Origin of the sequence: Bacillus sp. NPDC077411 (assembly GCF_044543425.1) — a bacterium.
GTDB lineage: Bacteria > Bacillota > Bacilli > Bacillales > Bacillaceae_G > Bacillus_A > Bacillus_A bruguierae.
On record NZ_JBITWA010000004.1, the window covers coordinates 260,022 to 277,675 of the forward strand.

A 17,654-nucleotide genomic window follows, 5' to 3' on the forward strand; every position below is an offset into this window, starting at 1 on the left:
GTGATGGGAAAAGAGAAGAAACCGAAAATCGTTATTATGGGAGGCGGAACTGGTCTATCCGTTTTATTACGCGGTTTAAAAAAGTATCCAGTCGACATTACCGCGATTGTAACGGTTGCTGATGATGGGGGAAGCTCTGGGAGACTTCGTGATGAGTTAGAAATTCCGCCTCCTGGAGATATTCGCAATGTGCTTGTTGCATTGTCTGATGTAGAGCCACTTGTGGAAGCGTTATTTCAACATCGTTTTACATCAGGAGAAGGATTAACAGGACATGCGCTTGGGAATTTATTGTTAGCTGGAATGACAGCTATTACAGGTGATTTTTTTCATGCTATTACGGAAACAAGTAAAGTGTTAAATGTAAGAGGACGTGTACTTCCGGCTGCGAATCAAAGTGTTGTGTTGCACGCGGAATTGGAAGATGGGCAAATTGTAAGCGGGGAATCGAAAATTCCGTATTACGGTAAAAAAATTAACCGTGTCTTTTTAACACCGGGAGACGTAGAACCGCTTCATGAAACATTAATGGAAATTCAAAAAGCTGATTTACTTGTATTTGGACCAGGAAGTGTGTATACGAGCATTTTGCCGAATTTAATGGTGAAAAAAATCGGGGATGCGGTTCTTCAGGCAAAAGCGAAGAAAGCATACGTTTGTAATGTTATGACCCAAGCTGGTGAAACAATGGGATATACAGCATTTGACCATGTGAAAGCATTGCATGATCATCTTGGAGAAGTGTTTATCGATACAGCAATAGTGAACGATGAACCAATTCCATCTGAACTATTAGGGCGTTATGCAGAAGAAATGTCGGAGCCAGTTGCGATTGATGAAGATCGCTTTACCGCGCATAATATTAAGTTGATTAAAGGTTGTTTAGCAAAGTATGATGATCAAGTTGTACGTCATGATACGATAAAGTTAGCTTCGATTTTATATTCATTAATATAACTTGTAAGCTTGAAAAAGTTTGCATGGTAGAAGGCGTTACTTCTTTGAGGTAACGCTACAAGTTCATTTAGGGCATAAAAGTAATTATGACTGTTAGGAGGTGGAACTGTTGTCCTTTGCATCAGAAACAAAGAAGGAGCTGACAAAGCTCGAAATGAAGGAATGCTGTGAGAAGGCAGAGTTGTCAGCATTACTTCGTATGAATGGTTCACTCTCCTTTTCAAACCGCCGTGTAATCATTGACATTCAAACGGAAAATGCAGCGATTGCTCGGAGAATTTATACATTATTGAAAAAAGGATATAATGTGACAGTTGAACTACTTGTCCGTAAGAAAATGCGTTTAAAGAAAAATAATGTATACATCGTTCGTTTAGTTGAGAAAGTACGTGAAATTTTATTGGATTTGCACATTGTACGAGAGGACTTTTCGTTTATTCGTCATATTTCACAAGAACTAATCGAGAAAAAGTGTTGTAAACGGTCATACTTACGCGGGGCTTTTTTAGCGGGGGGATCTGTTAATAACCCAGAAACATCATCGTATCATTTAGAAATTTTCTCATTATACAAAGAACATAATGACGCGATATGTGAGCTTATGAATGAATTTGCATTAAATAGTAAAACGTTAGAAAGGCGAAAAGGGTACATTACATATTTAAAGGAAGCGGAAAAGATTACCGAGTTCTTAAATATTATTGGTGCTCATACCGCTCTTTTGAAGTTTGAAGATATTCGTATTGTGCGCGATATGCGTAACTCTGTAAATCGTCTTGTGAATTGTGAAACAGCAAACTTAAATAAAACGATTGGTGCAGCTTTAAGACAAATTGAAAACATTCGTTATATTGAAGAGACTGTTGGACTTGATTTTTTACCAGATAAATTACGTGAAATCGCAGAATTGCGTATCAATTATCAAGATGTTACATTGAAAGAATTAGGAGAAATGGTATCTGGGGGAAACATTAGTAAATCGGGTATCAATCATCGTTTGCGTAAAATTGATGATATTGCTGAGAAATTACGCGCCGGTGAAGCGGTTATAAAAAAATAATAGGCAAAGGGGAATGGAACAGTGGTTCAAAAACGGGTAGAGGTGCTGTTGAAGACTGGATTACAAGCACGTCCGGCAGCGTTGTTTGTACAAGAGGCAAATCGTTTTCAAGCTGATATTTTTATGGAGAAAGATGGTAAAACGGTTAATGCTAAGAGCATTATGGGGATTATGAGCTTAGCTGTTGGATCTGGATGTGAAGTTACAATTACGACAGAAGGATCAGATGAGACAGAAGCATTGGAAGCACTCGTTGCTTATGTGCAAAAAGAACAATAAAAAGGGCTATCGCAATGTGCGATAGCTTTTTTATTGTGAATGGAGTGACTGTGGCTGGGCTACTTTCCTGTCGAACGTGGTCGAAAGGTCTTTATCCCGCATTAACGGGCAGTAAAGGCTGAGGAAATACGGGGAAGAAAACTGCCCGTAAAAGCCCAATTGGTTCAACTAACCATCAGTGAGAAAAGCGTCACTGATGGAAGTTTCACTTTATCCCGTGTCGAATCGCCGATATATTGAAAAAAGCGCTGATAAATGAAAAAGAGCTATCGCAAATGATAGCTCTTTTCTTCTGATCCAGCTCCAGCGGCTAGAATCTCCGGTCGTTTCGCCCCCTCGGACGAGGTAAAAAGCACCTCTCTGTCGGGGGCTCCAACGTCCTACGATTCTGAGCAAGCCGCTTCTGCTTTTCTTCTGATCCAGCTTCAGTGGCTAGAATGTTCGGTGGCTTCGCTTCTTCCTACGAGGTAAAAAAACCTCTACGTCAGAAGCTCCATCCCCCTCACATTCTAAGCGAGCCACTTCCGCTTTTCTTAGCGATTTGTAAAGATTTTATCAATTAAGCCGTATTCTAACGCTTTTTCTGCTGTCATGAAGTTGTCGCGTTCTGTGTCGCGCTCGATTACTTCTAATGGCTGACCTGTACGCTCAGAAAGAATTTTGTTTAGTTTATCGCGTAAGAATAGGATGCGTTTTGCAGCGATTTCAATTTCTGTCGCTTGTCCTTGTGCACCGCCAAGTGGTTGGTGAATCATAACTTCACTGTTTGGAAGAGCGAAACGTTTTCCTTTTTCACCAGCTGCAAGTAAGAAAGCACCCATAGATGCAGCCATACCGATGCAAATTGTAGATACGTTTGGTTTAATAAATTGCATTGTATCGTAAATTGCCATACCTGCTGTAATAGATCCGCCAGGACTGTTGATATATAAATGAATATCTTTTTCTGGGTCTTGTGATTCTAAGAATAAAAGCTGAGAAACGATAGAGTTTGCTACGTTGTCATCAATTGCGCTGCCAAGCATGATGATGCGGTCTTTTAATAAACGAGAGTAAATATCGTAAGCACGTTCCCCGCGATTTGTTTGTTCAATAACTGTAGGAATTAAATTCATGTGTAACTTCCTCCTTTAACACATTTGTTAATTTTATAATACAATTATGGTCAATAAAGGTCAAACGAAACCACTTCAGTTTTAAAAAATATGTAGGTGTATCATGTTAATTCGCTATAAATAAGGAATTCCCTTTTTCTATATCTTCCTCATGATAACCGAATTGGGTGAATTTAAACATATTTATAGAAAACCCCTCTTTTTTAGGTGGGCGAGAGCATCTAGCCATGCATAGAAGCGGTCAGGAACTTTTTCTGCCACGTGCGAAGTGAAAACAAAAAGAGAAAGCGAGTGCAGGTTCCTTGTTCGCCGCATGGCAGTGATTTATATAAGCACAAAAAAGAACGCCGTTACATATATAAGCGTTCTTTTTCATACTATTCTTTAAGTAAATAAGTTACTTTATTTAAAATTTCCTCTAACTTCTTGGCGTTGTTTGCATACATGCTCGCGGCGGTACTTGATTTCGTTTCTAAAGAAAAGAGTTCAAGATCAGCATGACACTTCTTTAAGGAAGCGAGTAATAATGGTTTGTCTTGAGGAGAAGGCATTTGAATTTTATCATTGTATATGTCGACAGTTAGTTGGCCGTAGGAGTCGATTTGTCCAATGAATACGTTGTCTATTGCAACTCCTATTTTTTCGAGTTCAGTGCGAACCCAAGCTCGGTTATGACCGCTTGCTGCAAGAGGTTCATCCATTATGTTTCCATCCATAATGACTGTGTGCGTTTCTTTTTCATTTGGTAGTTTTAATCCGATATCTTTTGCAGTTAATGGTTGTTTGTCTTTCTTTAATAATACGTTTAATTCACCGCTTGGCTCTAATATAGCGAATTCAACATCGTTTATGTTGAATACATCTTTTTTTCTTAGGAGCTCTAGTAGTTCGTCGCTCGTATATTTTTCCTTTTTTAAATTATCTTCGAGTACTTTGCCATCTTTTATGAAAATAGTGGATTTACCCTCTACAAAATCTCGTACCGTCTTATTTTTTAAGGAAACTAGTCCTGCGAAAAAAGGTATGATAGCAAAAACCATCATACTAGAAATACCGTGGAAGAAGTTTTGTTCCAACCCTGTTGATACTTCTGCAGCGATATCACCAATCGTCATACCTGCTATGTACTCAAAAAAGGAAAGTTGAGAGATTTGTCTTTTTCCAAGCCATTTCGTAATGGCAAATAAAATAATTAAGACAAATAAAGAACGTATAATGACAAGCGGCCATTCTGGTATGTGAATGTCAGGCATATATATTCCCTCCAGTCTTCCTAGAATCCTTTATATTGTGGTTCTTCTCGTTCTAATGCTGAGACTCGCCCTTGTAAATCAGCAATTACACTATCCATCTCTAACATACATTCATGAAACACGCGTTTCGCTTCGTCGTCAGCAGCATTTTGTGAAAGTGCACTTAAACTTGCTTGTGCACCTTTCAAACTAGCAAGGCATGTTTTTACACTTGCAACAACGGTCATGAGAACACCTCTTATCCTTTTGGTTTGAATAATAAAGCACCGATAAATCCGAAGATAATTGCGGCGGATACACCGGCGCTTGTTACTTTAAACATTCCTGTTATAACGCCAATGATGCCATGTTCAGCCGCTTCTGCCATTGCACCGTGAACGAGAGCGTTCCCAAAGCTTGTAATAGGAACTGTTGCACCTGCTCCAGCAAAATCAATTAACGGTTCATACAAATTAAATCCATCTAATATGGCGCCAATGACAACAAGTGTCGCCATAGTATGAGCAGGGGTGAGTTTGAATACGTCGAACATAATTTGTCCAATAACACAAATGAGGCCGCCAATTACAAAAGCCCAAAAAAAGATCATGTATTATACACCTCCAACTTCAATGGATACTGCATGGGCGATACAAGGAATCGTTTCTTGTTGCTGGAAAGTTAATGGAGAAAGTAAAGCTCCAGTAGCAACTACAAGTATTTTGCTAAACTCTCCTTTTTTCATTCGGTTTAATAAATGCCCATACACAACAGTTGCTGAGCAGCCTGGACCGCTTGCTCCTGCTAAAATAGGTTGATCGTCTCTGTAAATGAGTAATCCGCAATCTAGAAATTGTTCGCTTTGTATTGATGTTCCTTGCTTACGTAGTAAGTCAAAGGCAATTTCGCGTCCTACATGGCCGAGATCGCCCGTTACAATTAAGTCGTAGTAGGATACGTCGATTTGTCGTTCTCTTAAATGTGCTTCAATCGTGTCGACAGCAGCAGGAGCCATAGCCCCGCCCATATTAAACGGATCGGTTAGCCCCATATCGATCACTCTTCCAATTGTTGCTGACGTTACGCAAGGTCCATCTCCTTGATCACTTAATAAGGCAACACCGGCCCCTGTTACTGTCCACTGCGCAGTAGGGGGTTTTTGTCCTCCGTATTCAGTTGGATATCTGAACTGTTTTTCTACAGCAGTATTATGACTTGATGCTCCTGCTAATAAATATTTTGCTCCTTTTGCATTTACGATGCTTGCACCTAAAGCAAGTCCCTCCATCGAGGTAGAACAAGCCCCGAATAATCCGAGATAGGGAGTACCGAGTGTCCGGCAAGCAAAGCTGGAAGGAGTAATTTGATTAATTAAATCTCCAGCCAGGATAAATTGAATATCGTCTTTCCGTAGTTTTGCTTTTTCAGTTGCCCTGCTGCAGGCTTCTTCGAATAAAACTCGATGCGCTTTCTCGTAGGAGTCTTGTCCTAACCATAAATTGTCGTGCAATGTATCGAAATCATCAGGGATTTTGCCGTTCGCTTCAAATGGTCCGCCAATGACACCAGTTGATATAATCACGGGTTTGTTTTCAAATACCCATGTTCGGTGGCCTTGTAACATTTAAAACCCTCCCCATTGGATTAGAATCGTTCGAATCAGTGCGATTACAAAAGCGGAAAATACGCCAAATAAAATAACAGATCCGGCTAGTTTAAACATATTCCCGCCCACTCCAAGAACAAAACCTTCCGTACGGTGCTCGATACAAGCTGATATGACAGAATTTCCAAATCCGGTAACAGGAACGGCTGTACCTGCCCCGCCAAACTGAGCTAATCGATCGTATACACCAAAACCTGTTAGAAGCATAGAAATAAAGATCATTGTAGCTACAGTCGGATTACCTGCAGATCGTTCAGTAAAATCGAAATAAGTAATATAAAATGTGGAGATAAGTTGCCCGATTAAACAAATGAATCCGCCAACAAAAAAAGCTTTTATACAATTTTTTAGAACTGGACGCTTTGGTTCACGCTGCTGTTCAAATTTTTTATATTCTTGCTGCATTGGTGTTAAATCTTTGTTTTGGCTTGACATACGAATCCATCCTTTTCTATGTTGAAAAGTATTATTAAATATCGGAATGCATTTCTTCTTTTACTACTTTTAGTTGTTTTTTTATTTCTTTTTTATCTGCTTCTTTGTTTTTAATCTTTGTTTCTAATTTATCTAGCAACATTAAAATTTTTTTATCCATACTGACATAAACTTTTAAATTAGGATACATCTTTTCTAATGTCTGTTTCATTTCTTTTTTTAATTTCTTGATTTGAAAGCGTTCGTGGTGCTCTGGCTTCGCGGCTACATATAGTTCGTTATTGAAATTAACCGCTTTTACTTCAATTACTTCTTCCATATTAAGAATCTGATCTTTCGCTTGATTTGCTATGGATTGATCAACAGTCTCCATGCTGACTTGTGTTAATTGTGTATCTTTTTTAGTTGTTTTGTGCTCTTCTTTCTCATTCGCTTCTTTTTTTACTTTTTTATCTAGAGGACTGTTACAGCCGCTTAGGAAACTGAAGAAGAGAAGGAATAACAAAGTAATGATCCTGAATTTTCGCATTGTATCATTCCATTTCTATAGCTCTATGTAATTTGAGGGGAAAAAAGGATGATATTGTATCACCCTTTTTTCGATTCAGCATAAAGTGGGTATCATTATGTTTGCTTTAAGTGCCCTTTACTGCTGTGTATATTGAGGTTCTTCTTGTTGAACCTCTTGAACGCGCGGATTTAAAGATTCAATAATTGATTGCGTTTGCTGTGCTGCACTTTGAAATAATTGCTTCGCTTGTTGGTTATCGGTATCAAGAGCGAATCCCTCTAAGCTTGCTTGTGCGCTTTTTAATCCTGAAACAGTTTGTTTAAGTTTTGTAATTACAGTCATAACGTAATTCCTCCTCTAAGTGAATTGAATTTCAATCATTAGAATTTGTGAATGTGTGTTGAAATATAATTACCAATTTTAGGTTCCTTTCGAAATCTAAACTTTCATCCATATGTAATTTGAAAATATAAGGATTTATGATGACGAATTATAATATCAGTAGTTATGTTTATTTAAGAATAACGATTATATATGTATTTGTAGAACTTTAATTGAGGGTATTTTCAGGAAGTACATATTTTATATTTCGTTGTTTAAAATATTATGTATCAATTTAAATTAGGAGAATAAAAATTAGCAAATAGCGATTAAAAGGAGAAAGGGTTATGGATCATCATACTTTAGTTAGATGGCTGGAAGCAGTGTTAATTATATTCGCATTAATTGCAATTTGGTTTTCTGCAAGTAATTTCAGTAGTGTGAAGCGCTTTTTAATTGGTCGTCCTATGCGAACGTCAGAGCTTCATGCGCACCATAACAAATTATTTTGGTTAATTGCGCTGCCTATCCTTTCAGCGGATCTGTATTCATCTGTTGCTTATGGACCTGAATCAGGAATGACAGAGCTTGCAGGACTTGGCCCTGATGCGAAATGGTTGATTTTTCCTATCACCATTTCTACTATCGTTCTTTTGGCAATTTTGATTGTATCGTATATTATGGGGATTTTGGCATATCCAAATGGCGGAGGGGCGTATGCCATTGCAAAAGATAATTTCAAGCCGCGCTGGGTTTCTCTTGTTGCTTCTAGTTCCTTGCTTGTTGATTACGTGTTAACCGTAGCGGTATCTGTATCAGCAGCTATAGAAGCGGTTTCTTCTGCGTATCCTGTAGTCGCTCCATATGAAACAATTTTGGCAATCTTATGCGTCGTTATCTTAGTACTTGTGAACTTACGCGGAGTAGCAGAATCAGCTCGCGTATTTGCTTGGCCGACATTCGGGTTTATGATTTGTATGTTAATTTTAATTTTTACGGGATTTTTTGATGAACTTCGTCACGGGTTTATTCAACCAAGTACACCGAGCTTTGGAACAGTTCCAGAAGGCTTAACAACTTTATTAGTTTTGAAAGCGTTCAGTTCAGCCTGTTCAGCACTTACAGGAATTGAGACGATTTCAAATGCAGTTCCTATTTTTAGAGAACCACAGCAAAAAAACGCAATTAGAACGTATATTGCTTTAGGTTCTATCACAGCTGTAACACTTTTAGGATTTTCGTATCATCTGTATGCGAAAGGTGTTACACCAGATCCACACAATACGATGTTGTCGCAGTTAACTGGCATGTATTTTGGACATGGAATTTTATATCAAGTAATTATATGGTTTACGTTTATTGTGTTGATTTTAGCGGCAAATTCTACATTTACAGGATTTTCTCAGCTTGCTGCAATTGTGGCGGCAGACGGATTTTTGCCTCGAAGTTTAACAAATCGTGGAGACCGTTTAGGATATTCAAATGGAATTATTGTGCTAGCATCACTAGCATGTATTTTGATTATATCGTTTCGTGCGCATACGAATGCGTTAATTCCGTTATATGCAATCGGTGTTTTCCTTTCGTTTACAGTAGCGCAAATTGGTTTGATGCGGCGCTGGAAACGAGTAAAAGGATCAAACTGGAAAGTTAAGTTTACGATTAATACGGTTGGTGCTGTAATTACATCAATCGTTGCTGTTATTTTTGCTGTTACAAAGTTTACGGGCGGCGCTTGGGTTGTATTAGTTGTCTTGCCTATTATGATTTTTATCTCAATGTCAATTCACAGTCATTATGAAGATGTTGCAAAAGAATTGCGCATCGATATGCAAACGATACGTCCAGTAGCAAGTGATGTAGTCACACTCGTTTTAGTGTCAGGCGTTCATCGTGTTGTGAACAACACGATATCCTTTGCGAAAAGTCTAGATGTTGATCCGATTGCTGTATACGTTGGTTTCGATGAACAATCTATAAATAAAATGGAGAAAAAATGGAAAGACTGGGGAACTCCTTGTAGACTGGTAGTTCTTCGCAGTAAATATCGTTCTCTTCTTGAACCGCTGAATCGCCTTATTAAAACAATAGAGGCGAAACAAGAAGCAGGGGGGCATATCCATATTATTATTCCGCAGTTTATTGCGCACAAATGGTGGCATAATGCATTGCATAACCAAAGTGCACTTCTTTTACGCATGTGGTTTATACGCAATAAAGATATCGTGATTACAACGGTTCCGTATCACTTACATAAATAATATTGTTTTATTATTGATAATTTGAGTTATGTGGTCTACGTCGTTGTGCGATGTAGGCCGTTTGTTTTATCCTGCTATTAGTGGGGAGTAAAACCACCATTGATGGAAGTTTCACTTTATTGTATAAAGAGAATTTACGTTCAGGTAAAAAGATGATTCTTTCATATTGATGTCTAAGATGTAGCTCTGTAAACTGCGATATTAAGAAATAATTGCTTCCAAAACGAAGATATCGTATAATAAACAGTGCGCGATAGGGTAAAAAGGTGTCCTTTTGCCGTAGAGTGTATTATAATGCGCCCATAGCTCAGTTGGATAGAGCGGTGGTTTCCGGTACCACGTCTGCCGGGGGTTCGAATCCCTCTGGGCGCGTTTTTAGATTTTCAAATAATTACTCATTCTTTTTTAAACCCTAGATAAGATTGGGTTTGTAAGACAGTATAGAAATTGTCTATTACAAATAAACTTAAACATTTAGAAAAAATTTTGCACGTTTTTTGCACGTTTTAGATAACTGATTGAAACAAATTCAGTATGGTTTGATCGACGATTCTGGATTCTTTTTGTTCCATCTCATCTAAGACGTGTGAATATGTTTGCAGTGTAATGACAATATCTTTATGTCCAAGTCTTCTCGAAATGTACTTTATATTTACACCATTGTATAACAGTAAAGAGGCATGCGTATGGCGTAATGAATGACATGTTATAGTTTTAACATTACATTTGGCACAAATCTTTTTGAGAACCTTGTTTACAGCGTTATTTGTTATAATTTCCATTTGATTATTAATAAAACACAAGTTTTTGGTATTTCTTAAACCTGTTTTCACTGCGTGTTCTTTTTGGTGTTTTTGTAAATGATTTAACATATTAACCGTCTCTTTATCGATTGTTATTGTGCGTACAGATTGATAGTTTTTAGTGTTACCGAAGTCATTCTTATCACGATAATCCCATGTCTTATTGATTGTAATTGTTTTATTGTCTAAATCTACACAATCCCAGGTCATTCCCATTATTTCACCGAATCTTGCTCCAGTGGCTATTGCGAAAAGAATTATATATCTTGAAATGTATTGTGGTGTCAAATTTGAACGTAATTCATCTACTATTTTTTTCATCTCTTCCTGGTTGATAAACTTTAATTCTTCTGATTTCGTCTCATTTTCTCCGTGTATAATAGCTTTGTAAGTGGGATCTTTATGCAAAATTCCATCTTCGATTGCATATTTTATACACGCTTTAACGCAGTTATGTTTTTTCTTGACTGTCATTTTGGCGCGGTTTTTTGATAGTTCATTTAAAAAGTTCTGATACATAATCCTATTTAAGTCTTTCATACGAACGCCAACAAAATGTTCTTCGACTAGTTTTATAGTTTGTAAAAGGTTTTTTTCGTGCGATAAACTATGCTTACCTTTTTTATAAACTTCAAACCATTCCTTCATATATTCGGAGAATAGTTTGTCTTCTGCATTAAAATTGTGTCCACGACTTATTTTTTTTTCTAATTCACTCGCTGCAATTGCTGCCTCTTTCTTGGTTGAAAATCCACCTTGTGTTTTTGTTTTATATTTATCCCCATCTTTATAAGAAACTCGAAATCTCCAACCTGTTGCTCTTTTTTCAAAACTCGCCAAGTTACTTTCCTCCATTCAAAATAGAAATTATTATAATTTTTGAATGTTTATATGTGTATCTGTTAAGAAATGAACTCGATAATTTTTATGATAAAAATATACTCCTTTTGTTATTCGAATATATTCAAATGCATCCATAACGCAAGATGTTGTAACTTCAAGTTCGTCGGCTATATCCCAAGGTGTTAGGATTCCTTTTTCATAACAAAGTATTAAATTATCAATTGTAACAATTCGGAGGCAACCTAATTTTCGTGCTTGTACTTCTTGTTGACGGTCGGTAATTGTTTCCTGCCTGATTATATTACCGACTCCTTTCTCGTAGTGTGCTATTTCCTCACTAACTGTTACATACTTTTCTGCAGTAGTTTTATTAAGATTATTATTAATATATATTTCGTTACCAACACAAAGGCCACTTAAAACATTAGGCATTTTATTATTAAAGTTGAAAGTTATCTCTGGATATTGTGCTATAAGTGTTTCCAACTTGTTCATATCAATGCACCTATTTTCTCTTACTTTTTACAAAATCAATAAAATCCATTACCTCTTGTAGTTCTTCTTTACTTAGATTATCGTCCATATGAGCTGCGATTACCATATGAGGGTCATTTTCTGGTTCCCGAATCTTGTTTATAGAAATAACTCCTAACACATCATCATCTGTAATTGATTCCCCGTTTTCAAGTTTTTCAGCTATCGTAAAGAAACTTTGAGGACTTACATTTAATGCTTTTGCATAATTTTGTATATCTAATTCATCAAGTGTGCTATTTCTATTTTCATGACCAGAAATAGTGCTTTGTTTATAACCAGTTAATTTTTCTAACTCCTTTTGAGTCATTCTTCTGTATTTACGCAAATATTTGATCGCTGGACCTAGAATATTTTTTTTCAATTTCAAGTCACCTCCATCTATTGATACGATAAGGATAGTATACTCTAAAATAACGTGTGATACAATAAAAATATTGCACTGCATAATATTATTTTTGTATATAGCTTGAATAATATCGAGTTATGCGATATTATTTGAACATCGAATAATTCGGAGGTGACACAATGACTGTTAAAGAAGAAATTAGAAAGAAATATTTAAAACCAAAACGAATTTTAAAAAGGGAAAGAATGGCACGTGATATAACAATTGCAGAAATGGCAATAGCATTGGGAATCAACAGGGATGCGTATTCTGCAAAGGAAAAAGGAAAATTTTCCTTTTCAGATTATGAGATGCAAGTTATTAAAAAGAAATTAAATCTACCGATTGAGTATCTTTTTTTTATAGACTAATATCGAGTATCTCAATATTGCGGGAGGGATCTAAGTGGAAAAAGAAAAAACATGGTGGGAAATGAAAGATTTAAAAAAGGCTACTGGGTATAGCTATGGTTGGTTAACGCAAAATATTCTTTACAAACCTTGTTATAAAAAAATTTTGGATATTAATAACGGTGGATTTGTTTATTATCCAGAGTCCAGGGGGAAAAAGTGGTTATTTATAGCTGATAGAATGCAAGAGTTTCTTGAAAGGCATTTTAACCACATTATGAGTGGATAAAAGTAGGTTAACTTACATATAATCATCAATTCAAAAAATATTAAGGATGCTGAAGCGATGGATAATCCTGCATTGTTAATCGCTATAGAATTGGAAGCAAAGAAACGATTGTATGAAATGAACCATAAGGTTTCAAATTGAGGGGAGGTGAGTTAATTGAAAAACGGCAAAAAACCAACTAAGAGAGAAAAGATTCATATCAAATCATACAATTTGAATCCTGATAATTGGTTGATTTATAAGAAAGTAGATGGAGAATTGCACTTAGTTCATCGTAATACATTTGTTAAGCGTGTAATTCCAAATTCATAGTTTAGGAGTGATTAATCGTGGATCAATTAACAGTGATAAATGAAGAATTAACATTATCAAGCTTGGAAGTAGCTGAAATGGTAGGTAAGGCACACAAGGAGTTATTGAGAGACATAAGAACATATATTGGTTATTTGGAAGACGGAGAGATAAGCGCAAAATTGCGCCCAACTAATTATTTCAAAGAAAGCTCATACCTAGATACTTTAAATCGAAAAAAACTTTGTTACGAAGTTACTAAAAAAGGATGCGAATTAATAGCGCACAAGATGACTGGACAGAAAGGAATTTTGTTCTCAGCAGCTTATATAGAAAGATTTCATGAAATGGAAAAACAAATCATAAAACAACCTATTATTCCATCCGATCCATTTGTCCAGATTCAATTAATTGCTCAAGGAACAGGGGTGCTTGATGAACGTGTAACATCATTGGAAAACATTGTCCATGAACAATTGACTATTGATTACGGTCAACAAAGAATCCTCCAAAAAGCAAAAGCAAGACGTATATATGCTTTATGGAATGATGGTCATGTAAATAAAGAAGTGCATAGTTCAACTAATAAGTTATTCGGATTACTTGGAAGAAATCTTAAAGATGCATTTACCGTTAATAGTTACAGGAATATTTTGAAGAAGGACTTTAAAGAAGCTTTGAATTTTATTAACGGATGGAGACCAATGGTTTAACTAAAAAAGAGGAGGAATATTCCTATGGAATTGATCAAGAACAAACAAGTTTTTAAAGATATTAAAAAGCAATCAACAAAAATTTCTATAATTCCAGATCAACTACAGGTAGAACAATTACAAAACGACTTGATATTTAAGGAACATAAAGGCGAGTACCTTTGTTTATATAAGATGAATGACAAAATACATTTTATTTCTGAAACGTTCGGAAAAGGTGAGGTAATAAATAAGATAGAGTTTTTTAAGGTGTTTGGTACTGAATGGAATAAACGGTCATATAAAATGATGGTCTTAAACGCATTAATTTGGTACAAACGATGGTTAAAGTCCATTTTTAAAAATATGGAAGAATTAAATAAACAAAAGAGAGGTCTACAAAAACATCACGAGTGGTTAATGGAAGTTGGAGAAATACAGAAAGCCAGTGAAAAGCTACTCTTAATTAATGACATTAATGGGGTATTAAAAAGTATTAGAGAGCAAGTTTTAAGCATTGGTAGGAAGGTTATAGATATCGTTCATTTTTGGGATTTTAATGTTAACGAAGTATGTGTTCTTCTTGGTGGAAATGAGGTAGAGGGACAACGTTTATATAGAGAATATCAAGAATATAGACAGCATCAGGATACATTTAAAACATTCTTAGAATTCGCTTTACATAGAGGGTTAGAGTACCGACATCGGAAAGAGCGAATGAAAGATATGTATGATTGTCCATATTATGAAATGCCTTTCTATTGGGCTGTAAATAAGGTGATTTTGGATGCTATAGATAACTCACCAAAAGCAAAAGAAAACATACGTAACTTTTTTAAAAACGAGATGGGATTGACTATGTATAGAACAGTTGAAGATTTAGAAGGCAATATTTTAGGTGTTGTGAAGGATGATGAGAATTGAAATCATTATAAATAAATGAGAGGGGGGTGAACGTTGTGTATATTGACTACAAGGACGCTAGGGTATCAGATTACTTGTATTTATTAAACGCCCAAAAGAAAGGCGGACGGGTTCGGTTATTAGCAGAAATACGAATTACGTGTTTGCATGCAGCTATTCGTAATGAAAGAAAAAAGTAACTTGCGTCAACAAGTTACCATACAAAAATACCATTTATAAAATACCTATCGAAAGTATAGCATAAATGCCTAGTTTATGAAAAGAGGTGCGGTTATGGCTATTTTTAGACCAGTCCAAACAGATTTCTGGACAGATGTGAAAGTTTCGGAGGATATGACTCCAGAGGATAAGCTATTTATGGTTTATCTTCTGACTAATCCCCACACTACGCAGTTAGGTGTATATGAAATCACACCTAAAATAATAGCATTTGAAATTGGTGTTTCGATTGAATCGGCAAGAGCATTACTTGATCGCTTTGAAAATCATCATAAATTAATCAAATACAACAAGAAAACACGTGAAATTGCTATCAAGAACTGGGGTAAATATAACTTAACAAGAGGCGGAAAACCGATTGAAGATTGTCTTAAAAAAGAGATCGATAAGGTGAAAGACTTGTCTCTAGTGCAATTCATTTTAGAGAAAACAGAGAATGAAAAGTTAGTAGAGAAAATCAGTGTTTATGCGGGCTTTGACGATACGTCGACGATACGTGGTACGTCACGTGGACAAAAAGAAGAAGAAAAAGAAGAAGAAAAAGAAAAAAAATATATTGTCGAGATAGTAAACTATCTCAACACCGCCTGTGAAAAAAATTATCGAACATCAACTAAGAAAACTCGAACTTTAATCAAAGCTCGGTTAGCAGAAGACTATACAGTTGCAGATTTAAAAAAAGTAATAGATATAAAGAAATCTCATTGGTTTAAAGACCCAAAGTGGGATGAATATTTAAGACCAGAAACTTTATTTGGCACGAAATTTGAAAGCTACTTGAACAGTAAAGCAAAAGTGAAACAAGGTTCTGAAATGACAGCAGAAGAACGATTAAAACATTTTGAACAGGAAGCAGCTGAACAAGATGACTTACCTTTCTAGAGGTACTTTGAATGAATAGAGAGGAGTTATTTCAAAAAGTATTTAATAGTGATCGTGCTGTCAGAAACTCGATTAACGTAAATGAATTAGTAGAAGCCATGTCTCTTGAAGGAGAAGGCGCTTGGTGTAAGACGTGTAAGGTCTATATACCAATGATGCAGCTACCAATACACATGTTAACAACGTTAAAAAAAGTACCTGGTATAAGCTCTACTGGTAAAGTACAACCTGTTTGTCCGAAATGTTTTAGAAAACCATCTGCTGAAGAAAATGAAATAAGGTATCAAGATGTTGTTGCAGCTGCTCAGAAACGTTTGCAAGACGGTGAAAAAAATCGTTACTTAATGCCTACACCTGAGAGATATATCGATGCTGCACTTGAAAACTTTGAAATGCGGCAAGGTACAGAGAAGGCTATCAAAGGAGCAATATATTTCATTGAAAAGATTCCGACCAAGAAAGAAAAAGGTTTATTCCTTCAAGGTGGATTTGGTTCTGGAAAAACAAGATTGTGTTATTCCTTAAAACACACATTAGAAAGCATGGGAATAAAAGTGATTGTTTATAACGTTACTCAATTGTTGGATCGTATCCGTTCAACATTCAATAACGATAAAGAGAGTAAGCAAGAAATTATGGCTATGCTTATGAAATGCGATGTATTAATACTCGATGATCTAGGAGCAGAAAAGCCTAGTGAGTTCGCAGCCGAGTTTTTATATACGATCATCGATTATCGTTACAGTACTTGGAGACGGATGGTTATTACAAGTAACTGCAGTAATGAAGAATTACAAGAACGTCTTGGTCATTTGCAGGGTGGAAGAATTTTAGATCGGCTAAAAGAAGCGTGTTACAAAATACCAATTACGGCGGGGAGTGCAAGACAATGAAAGAGAGCAAAAGTAATGTTATGAGTAGTGAAATACTAGAGGAATTAAAGATCGTTTTAAAGGAACTAATCATTATGTCTTATACAAATGAAACAGTGCGGCACTTCTTAGATGATCTACATGAAGTATTGATAAAGAACAAAGAAACAGCGTCTGAAGATTTATCAACGGCATTAAAAAAGCTTCAAGAAAAGCATATTCCTGATGGTGTTTAAATTATGGTAACCGCAATAAAAGCAAAATGTATTGATACAAATTATTCACCTGTTTTGCAACAAGGAGAGGAGTATTTCGTTTTTCCAGCCAAACAGAATTTTTACTATGTTAGTCGATTCAATCATGTACATGCTCATTTTGGTTGTTATCCAAAAGAGAGATTTCAACTAATAGAAAAAGGTGTTTGGTCACCAGAGCCTAATGTGAAAATACCTGATTTAGATCAAGATACATTTTACAGGGCGCAGCTTATTTGGAGGGCAAAGGGTTATAGAAATAAGCCACTTAAAGATTATGTGATTCAACCTAAACAGACCCATTGCTTTTTCTGGCATGATCGAAAAAGAGAACAGTTCTGTGGTTGTTTTCCATTACATTGGTTTACTAATTTTGAGCCGATTGTAGAACAGCAAAAACAACAAGAAGAGGTAAAAGAGAATCCTATTACGTTAATAGAAAGGTTCGATGGGCAGTTGGCATTCTTTTAAGGGGA

General features: G+C 36.1%; 25 protein-coding genes and 1 tRNA gene. 15 read left to right on the plus strand and 11 right to left on the minus strand.

Annotated elements, in window-relative coordinates; genetic code table 11:
• Positions 1-3: 3 nt before the first annotated feature.
• The 3 genes from ACIGHG_RS08430 (at position 4) to ACIGHG_RS08440 (ending at position 2,296) form a co-directional block, all read left to right on the plus strand.
• Positions 4-957: a gluconeogenesis factor YvcK family protein gene (locus ACIGHG_RS08430; protein WP_396548020.1), complete on the plus strand. Its 954-nt coding sequence runs from the start codon at positions 4-6 to the stop codon at positions 955-957.
• A gap of 109 nt (positions 958-1,066) precedes the next feature.
• On the plus strand, positions 1,067-2,017 hold the full coding sequence (whiA, locus tag ACIGHG_RS08435; RefSeq protein ID WP_090915945.1) for a DNA-binding protein WhiA: 951 nt from the start codon (positions 1,067-1,069) through the stop codon (positions 2,015-2,017).
• 21 nt (positions 2,018-2,038) lie between these two features.
• A complete protein-coding gene (locus ACIGHG_RS08440; protein WP_090915947.1) occupies positions 2,039-2,296 on the plus strand; it encodes an HPr family phosphocarrier protein in 258 nt (85 codons plus the stop codon).
• A 533-nt stretch (positions 2,297-2,829) separates the two neighbouring features.
• On the opposite strand, the gene clpP is transcribed toward ACIGHG_RS08440, so the two are convergent.
• The 8 genes from clpP to ACIGHG_RS08480 form a co-directional block, all read right to left on the minus strand.
• Positions 2,830-3,411 (minus strand): ATP-dependent Clp endopeptidase proteolytic subunit ClpP, encoded by a 582-nt coding sequence (clpP, locus tag ACIGHG_RS08445; RefSeq protein ID WP_090915949.1) that lies wholly within the window; start codon positions 3,409-3,411, stop codon positions 2,830-2,832.
• A gap of 377 nt (positions 3,412-3,788) precedes the next feature.
• Positions 3,789-4,664, minus strand: coding sequence for a DUF421 domain-containing protein (locus ACIGHG_RS08450; RefSeq protein WP_336472007.1), 876 nt, complete (start codon positions 4,662-4,664; stop codon positions 3,789-3,791).
• 20 nt (positions 4,665-4,684) lie between these two features.
• Complete coding sequence (locus tag ACIGHG_RS08455) at positions 4,685-4,891, minus strand: DUF1657 domain-containing protein (RefSeq protein ID WP_090915953.1); 207 nt, start codon at positions 4,889-4,891, stop codon at positions 4,685-4,687.
• 11 nt (positions 4,892-4,902) lie between these two features.
• Positions 4,903-5,253 carry a stage V sporulation protein AE gene (gene spoVAE, locus ACIGHG_RS08460; RefSeq protein ID WP_090915955.1) on the minus strand — a complete coding sequence of 117 codons (351 nt, stop codon included), beginning with the start codon at positions 5,251-5,253 and terminating at the stop codon, positions 4,903-4,905.
• 3 nt (positions 5,254-5,256) lie between these two features.
• Positions 5,257-6,267 (minus strand): stage V sporulation protein AD, encoded by a 1,011-nt coding sequence (gene spoVAD, locus ACIGHG_RS08465; protein WP_336472008.1) that lies wholly within the window; start codon positions 6,265-6,267, stop codon positions 5,257-5,259.
• The gene (gene spoVAC / locus ACIGHG_RS08470; RefSeq protein ID WP_090915958.1) at positions 6,268-6,744 is read right to left on the minus strand and encodes a stage V sporulation protein AC; all 477 of its coding nucleotides are present in this window, start codon (positions 6,742-6,744) and stop codon (positions 6,268-6,270) included.
• Between the two features lie 34 nt (positions 6,745-6,778).
• Positions 6,779-7,273, minus strand: coding sequence for a YhcN/YlaJ family sporulation lipoprotein (locus tag ACIGHG_RS08475; RefSeq protein WP_090915960.1), 495 nt, complete (start codon positions 7,271-7,273; stop codon positions 6,779-6,781).
• Between the two features lie 117 nt (positions 7,274-7,390).
• Positions 7,391-7,597 (minus strand): DUF1657 domain-containing protein, encoded by a 207-nt coding sequence (locus tag ACIGHG_RS08480; protein WP_090915962.1) that lies wholly within the window; start codon positions 7,595-7,597, stop codon positions 7,391-7,393.
• A 326-nt stretch (positions 7,598-7,923) separates the two neighbouring features.
• On the opposite strand from ACIGHG_RS08480, the gene ACIGHG_RS08485 reads away from it, so the two are divergent.
• Positions 7,924-9,837 (plus strand): APC family permease, encoded by a 1,914-nt coding sequence (locus ACIGHG_RS08485; protein WP_336472009.1) that lies wholly within the window; start codon positions 7,924-7,926, stop codon positions 9,835-9,837.
• A 296-nt stretch (positions 9,838-10,133) separates the two neighbouring features.
• A tRNA-Arg gene (locus ACIGHG_RS08490) sits at positions 10,134-10,209 on the plus strand.
• A 134-nt stretch (positions 10,210-10,343) separates the two neighbouring features.
• On the opposite strand, the gene ACIGHG_RS08495 is transcribed toward ACIGHG_RS08490, so the two are convergent.
• The 3 genes from ACIGHG_RS08495 to ACIGHG_RS08505 form a co-directional block, all read right to left on the minus strand.
• Positions 10,344-11,480 (minus strand): tyrosine-type recombinase/integrase, encoded by a 1,137-nt coding sequence (locus tag ACIGHG_RS08495; protein WP_396548025.1) that lies wholly within the window; start codon positions 11,478-11,480, stop codon positions 10,344-10,346.
• A 30-nt stretch (positions 11,481-11,510) separates the two neighbouring features.
• The gene (locus ACIGHG_RS08500) at positions 11,511-11,915 is read right to left on the minus strand and encodes a hypothetical protein (protein ID WP_396548027.1); all 405 of its coding nucleotides are present in this window, start codon (positions 11,913-11,915) and stop codon (positions 11,511-11,513) included.
• 73 nt (positions 11,916-11,988) lie between these two features.
• Entirely contained in the window at positions 11,989-12,381 is a 393-nt protein-coding gene (locus tag ACIGHG_RS08505) for a helix-turn-helix domain-containing protein (protein ID WP_396548029.1), read from the minus strand.
• Positions 12,382-12,545: 164 nt separating this feature from the next.
• On the opposite strand from ACIGHG_RS08505, the gene ACIGHG_RS08510 reads away from it, so the two are divergent.
• The 10 genes from ACIGHG_RS08510 (at position 12,546) to ACIGHG_RS08555 (ending at position 17,649) form a co-directional block, all read left to right on the plus strand.
• Entirely contained in the window at positions 12,546-12,776 is a 231-nt protein-coding gene (locus ACIGHG_RS08510) for a helix-turn-helix transcriptional regulator (protein WP_396548031.1), read from the plus strand.
• Between the two features lie 34 nt (positions 12,777-12,810).
• Positions 12,811-13,044, plus strand: a complete 234-nt coding sequence (locus tag ACIGHG_RS08515; RefSeq protein WP_396548033.1) for a DUF771 domain-containing protein — start codon at positions 12,811-12,813, stop codon at positions 13,042-13,044.
• 156 nt (positions 13,045-13,200) lie between these two features.
• Complete coding sequence (locus ACIGHG_RS08520; RefSeq protein WP_396548035.1) at positions 13,201-13,356, plus strand: DUF6906 family protein; 156 nt, start codon at positions 13,201-13,203, stop codon at positions 13,354-13,356.
• 17 nt (positions 13,357-13,373) lie between these two features.
• Complete coding sequence (locus ACIGHG_RS08525) at positions 13,374-14,048, plus strand: Rha family transcriptional regulator (protein ID WP_396548037.1); 675 nt, start codon at positions 13,374-13,376, stop codon at positions 14,046-14,048.
• Between the two features lie 24 nt (positions 14,049-14,072).
• Positions 14,073-14,951, plus strand: coding sequence for a hypothetical protein (locus ACIGHG_RS08530; RefSeq protein ID WP_396548039.1), 879 nt, complete (start codon positions 14,073-14,075; stop codon positions 14,949-14,951).
• Between the two features lie 35 nt (positions 14,952-14,986).
• Positions 14,987-15,130: a hypothetical protein gene (locus ACIGHG_RS08535; RefSeq protein ID WP_396548041.1), complete on the plus strand. Its 144-nt coding sequence runs from the start codon at positions 14,987-14,989 to the stop codon at positions 15,128-15,130.
• Positions 15,131-15,224: 94 nt separating this feature from the next.
• Complete coding sequence (locus tag ACIGHG_RS08540) at positions 15,225-16,052, plus strand: conserved phage C-terminal domain-containing protein (RefSeq protein WP_396548043.1); 828 nt, start codon at positions 15,225-15,227, stop codon at positions 16,050-16,052.
• A gap of 11 nt (positions 16,053-16,063) precedes the next feature.
• On the plus strand, positions 16,064-16,945 hold the full coding sequence (locus ACIGHG_RS08545) for an ATP-binding protein (protein ID WP_396548045.1): 882 nt from the start codon (positions 16,064-16,066) through the stop codon (positions 16,943-16,945).
• Positions 16,942-17,160 carry a hypothetical protein gene (locus ACIGHG_RS08550; RefSeq protein ID WP_396548047.1) on the plus strand — a complete coding sequence of 73 codons (219 nt, stop codon included), beginning with the start codon at positions 16,942-16,944 and terminating at the stop codon, positions 17,158-17,160. Before ACIGHG_RS08545 ends, ACIGHG_RS08550 begins: the two co-directional genes overlap by 4 nt.
• A gap of 3 nt (positions 17,161-17,163) precedes the next feature.
• The gene (locus ACIGHG_RS08555) at positions 17,164-17,649 is read left to right on the plus strand and encodes a hypothetical protein (RefSeq protein ID WP_396548049.1); all 486 of its coding nucleotides are present in this window, start codon (positions 17,164-17,166) and stop codon (positions 17,647-17,649) included.
• Positions 17,650-17,654 lie beyond the last annotated feature (5 nt).

Excerpts from the sequence above, each read along its gene's own strand:
- ACIGHG_RS08430 (WP_396548020.1), top strand. The coding sequence starts at position 4 with ATGGGAAAAGAGAAGAAACCGAAAATCGTTATTATGGGAGGCGGAACT.
- clpP (WP_090915949.1), bottom strand. The coding sequence starts at position 3,411 with ATGAATTTAATTCCTACAGTTATTGAACAAACAAATCGCGGGGAACGT.
- ACIGHG_RS08450 (WP_336472007.1), bottom strand. The coding sequence starts at position 4,664 with ATGCCTGACATTCACATACCAGAATGGCCGCTTGTCATTATACGTTCT.
- ACIGHG_RS08455 (WP_090915953.1), bottom strand. The coding sequence starts at position 4,891 with ATGACCGTTGTTGCAAGTGTAAAAACATGCCTTGCTAGTTTGAAAGGT.
- spoVAE (WP_090915955.1), bottom strand. The coding sequence starts at position 5,253 with ATGATCTTTTTTTGGGCTTTTGTAATTGGCGGCCTCATTTGTGTTATT.
- spoVAD (WP_336472008.1), bottom strand. The coding sequence starts at position 6,267 with ATGTTACAAGGCCACCGAACATGGGTATTTGAAAACAAACCCGTGATT.
- spoVAC (WP_090915958.1), bottom strand. The coding sequence starts at position 6,744 with ATGTCAAGCCAAAACAAAGATTTAACACCAATGCAGCAAGAATATAAA.
- ACIGHG_RS08475 (WP_090915960.1), bottom strand. The coding sequence starts at position 7,273 with ATGCGAAAATTCAGGATCATTACTTTGTTATTCCTTCTCTTCTTCAGT.
- ACIGHG_RS08480 (WP_090915962.1), bottom strand. The coding sequence starts at position 7,597 with ATGACTGTAATTACAAAACTTAAACAAACTGTTTCAGGATTAAAAAGC.
- ACIGHG_RS08485 (WP_336472009.1), top strand. The coding sequence starts at position 7,924 with ATGGATCATCATACTTTAGTTAGATGGCTGGAAGCAGTGTTAATTATA.
- ACIGHG_RS08500 (WP_396548027.1), bottom strand. The coding sequence starts at position 11,915 with ATGCCTAATGTTTTAAGTGGCCTTTGTGTTGGTAACGAAATATATATT.
- ACIGHG_RS08510 (WP_396548031.1), top strand. The coding sequence starts at position 12,546 with ATGACTGTTAAAGAAGAAATTAGAAAGAAATATTTAAAACCAAAACGA.
- ACIGHG_RS08530 (WP_396548039.1), top strand. The coding sequence starts at position 14,073 with ATGGAATTGATCAAGAACAAACAAGTTTTTAAAGATATTAAAAAGCAA.
- ACIGHG_RS08540 (WP_396548043.1), top strand. The coding sequence starts at position 15,225 with ATGGCTATTTTTAGACCAGTCCAAACAGATTTCTGGACAGATGTGAAA.
- ACIGHG_RS08545 (WP_396548045.1), top strand. The coding sequence starts at position 16,064 with ATGAATAGAGAGGAGTTATTTCAAAAAGTATTTAATAGTGATCGTGCT.
- ACIGHG_RS08550 (WP_396548047.1), top strand. The coding sequence starts at position 16,942 with ATGAAAGAGAGCAAAAGTAATGTTATGAGTAGTGAAATACTAGAGGAA.
- ACIGHG_RS08555 (WP_396548049.1), top strand. The coding sequence starts at position 17,164 with ATGGTAACCGCAATAAAAGCAAAATGTATTGATACAAATTATTCACCT.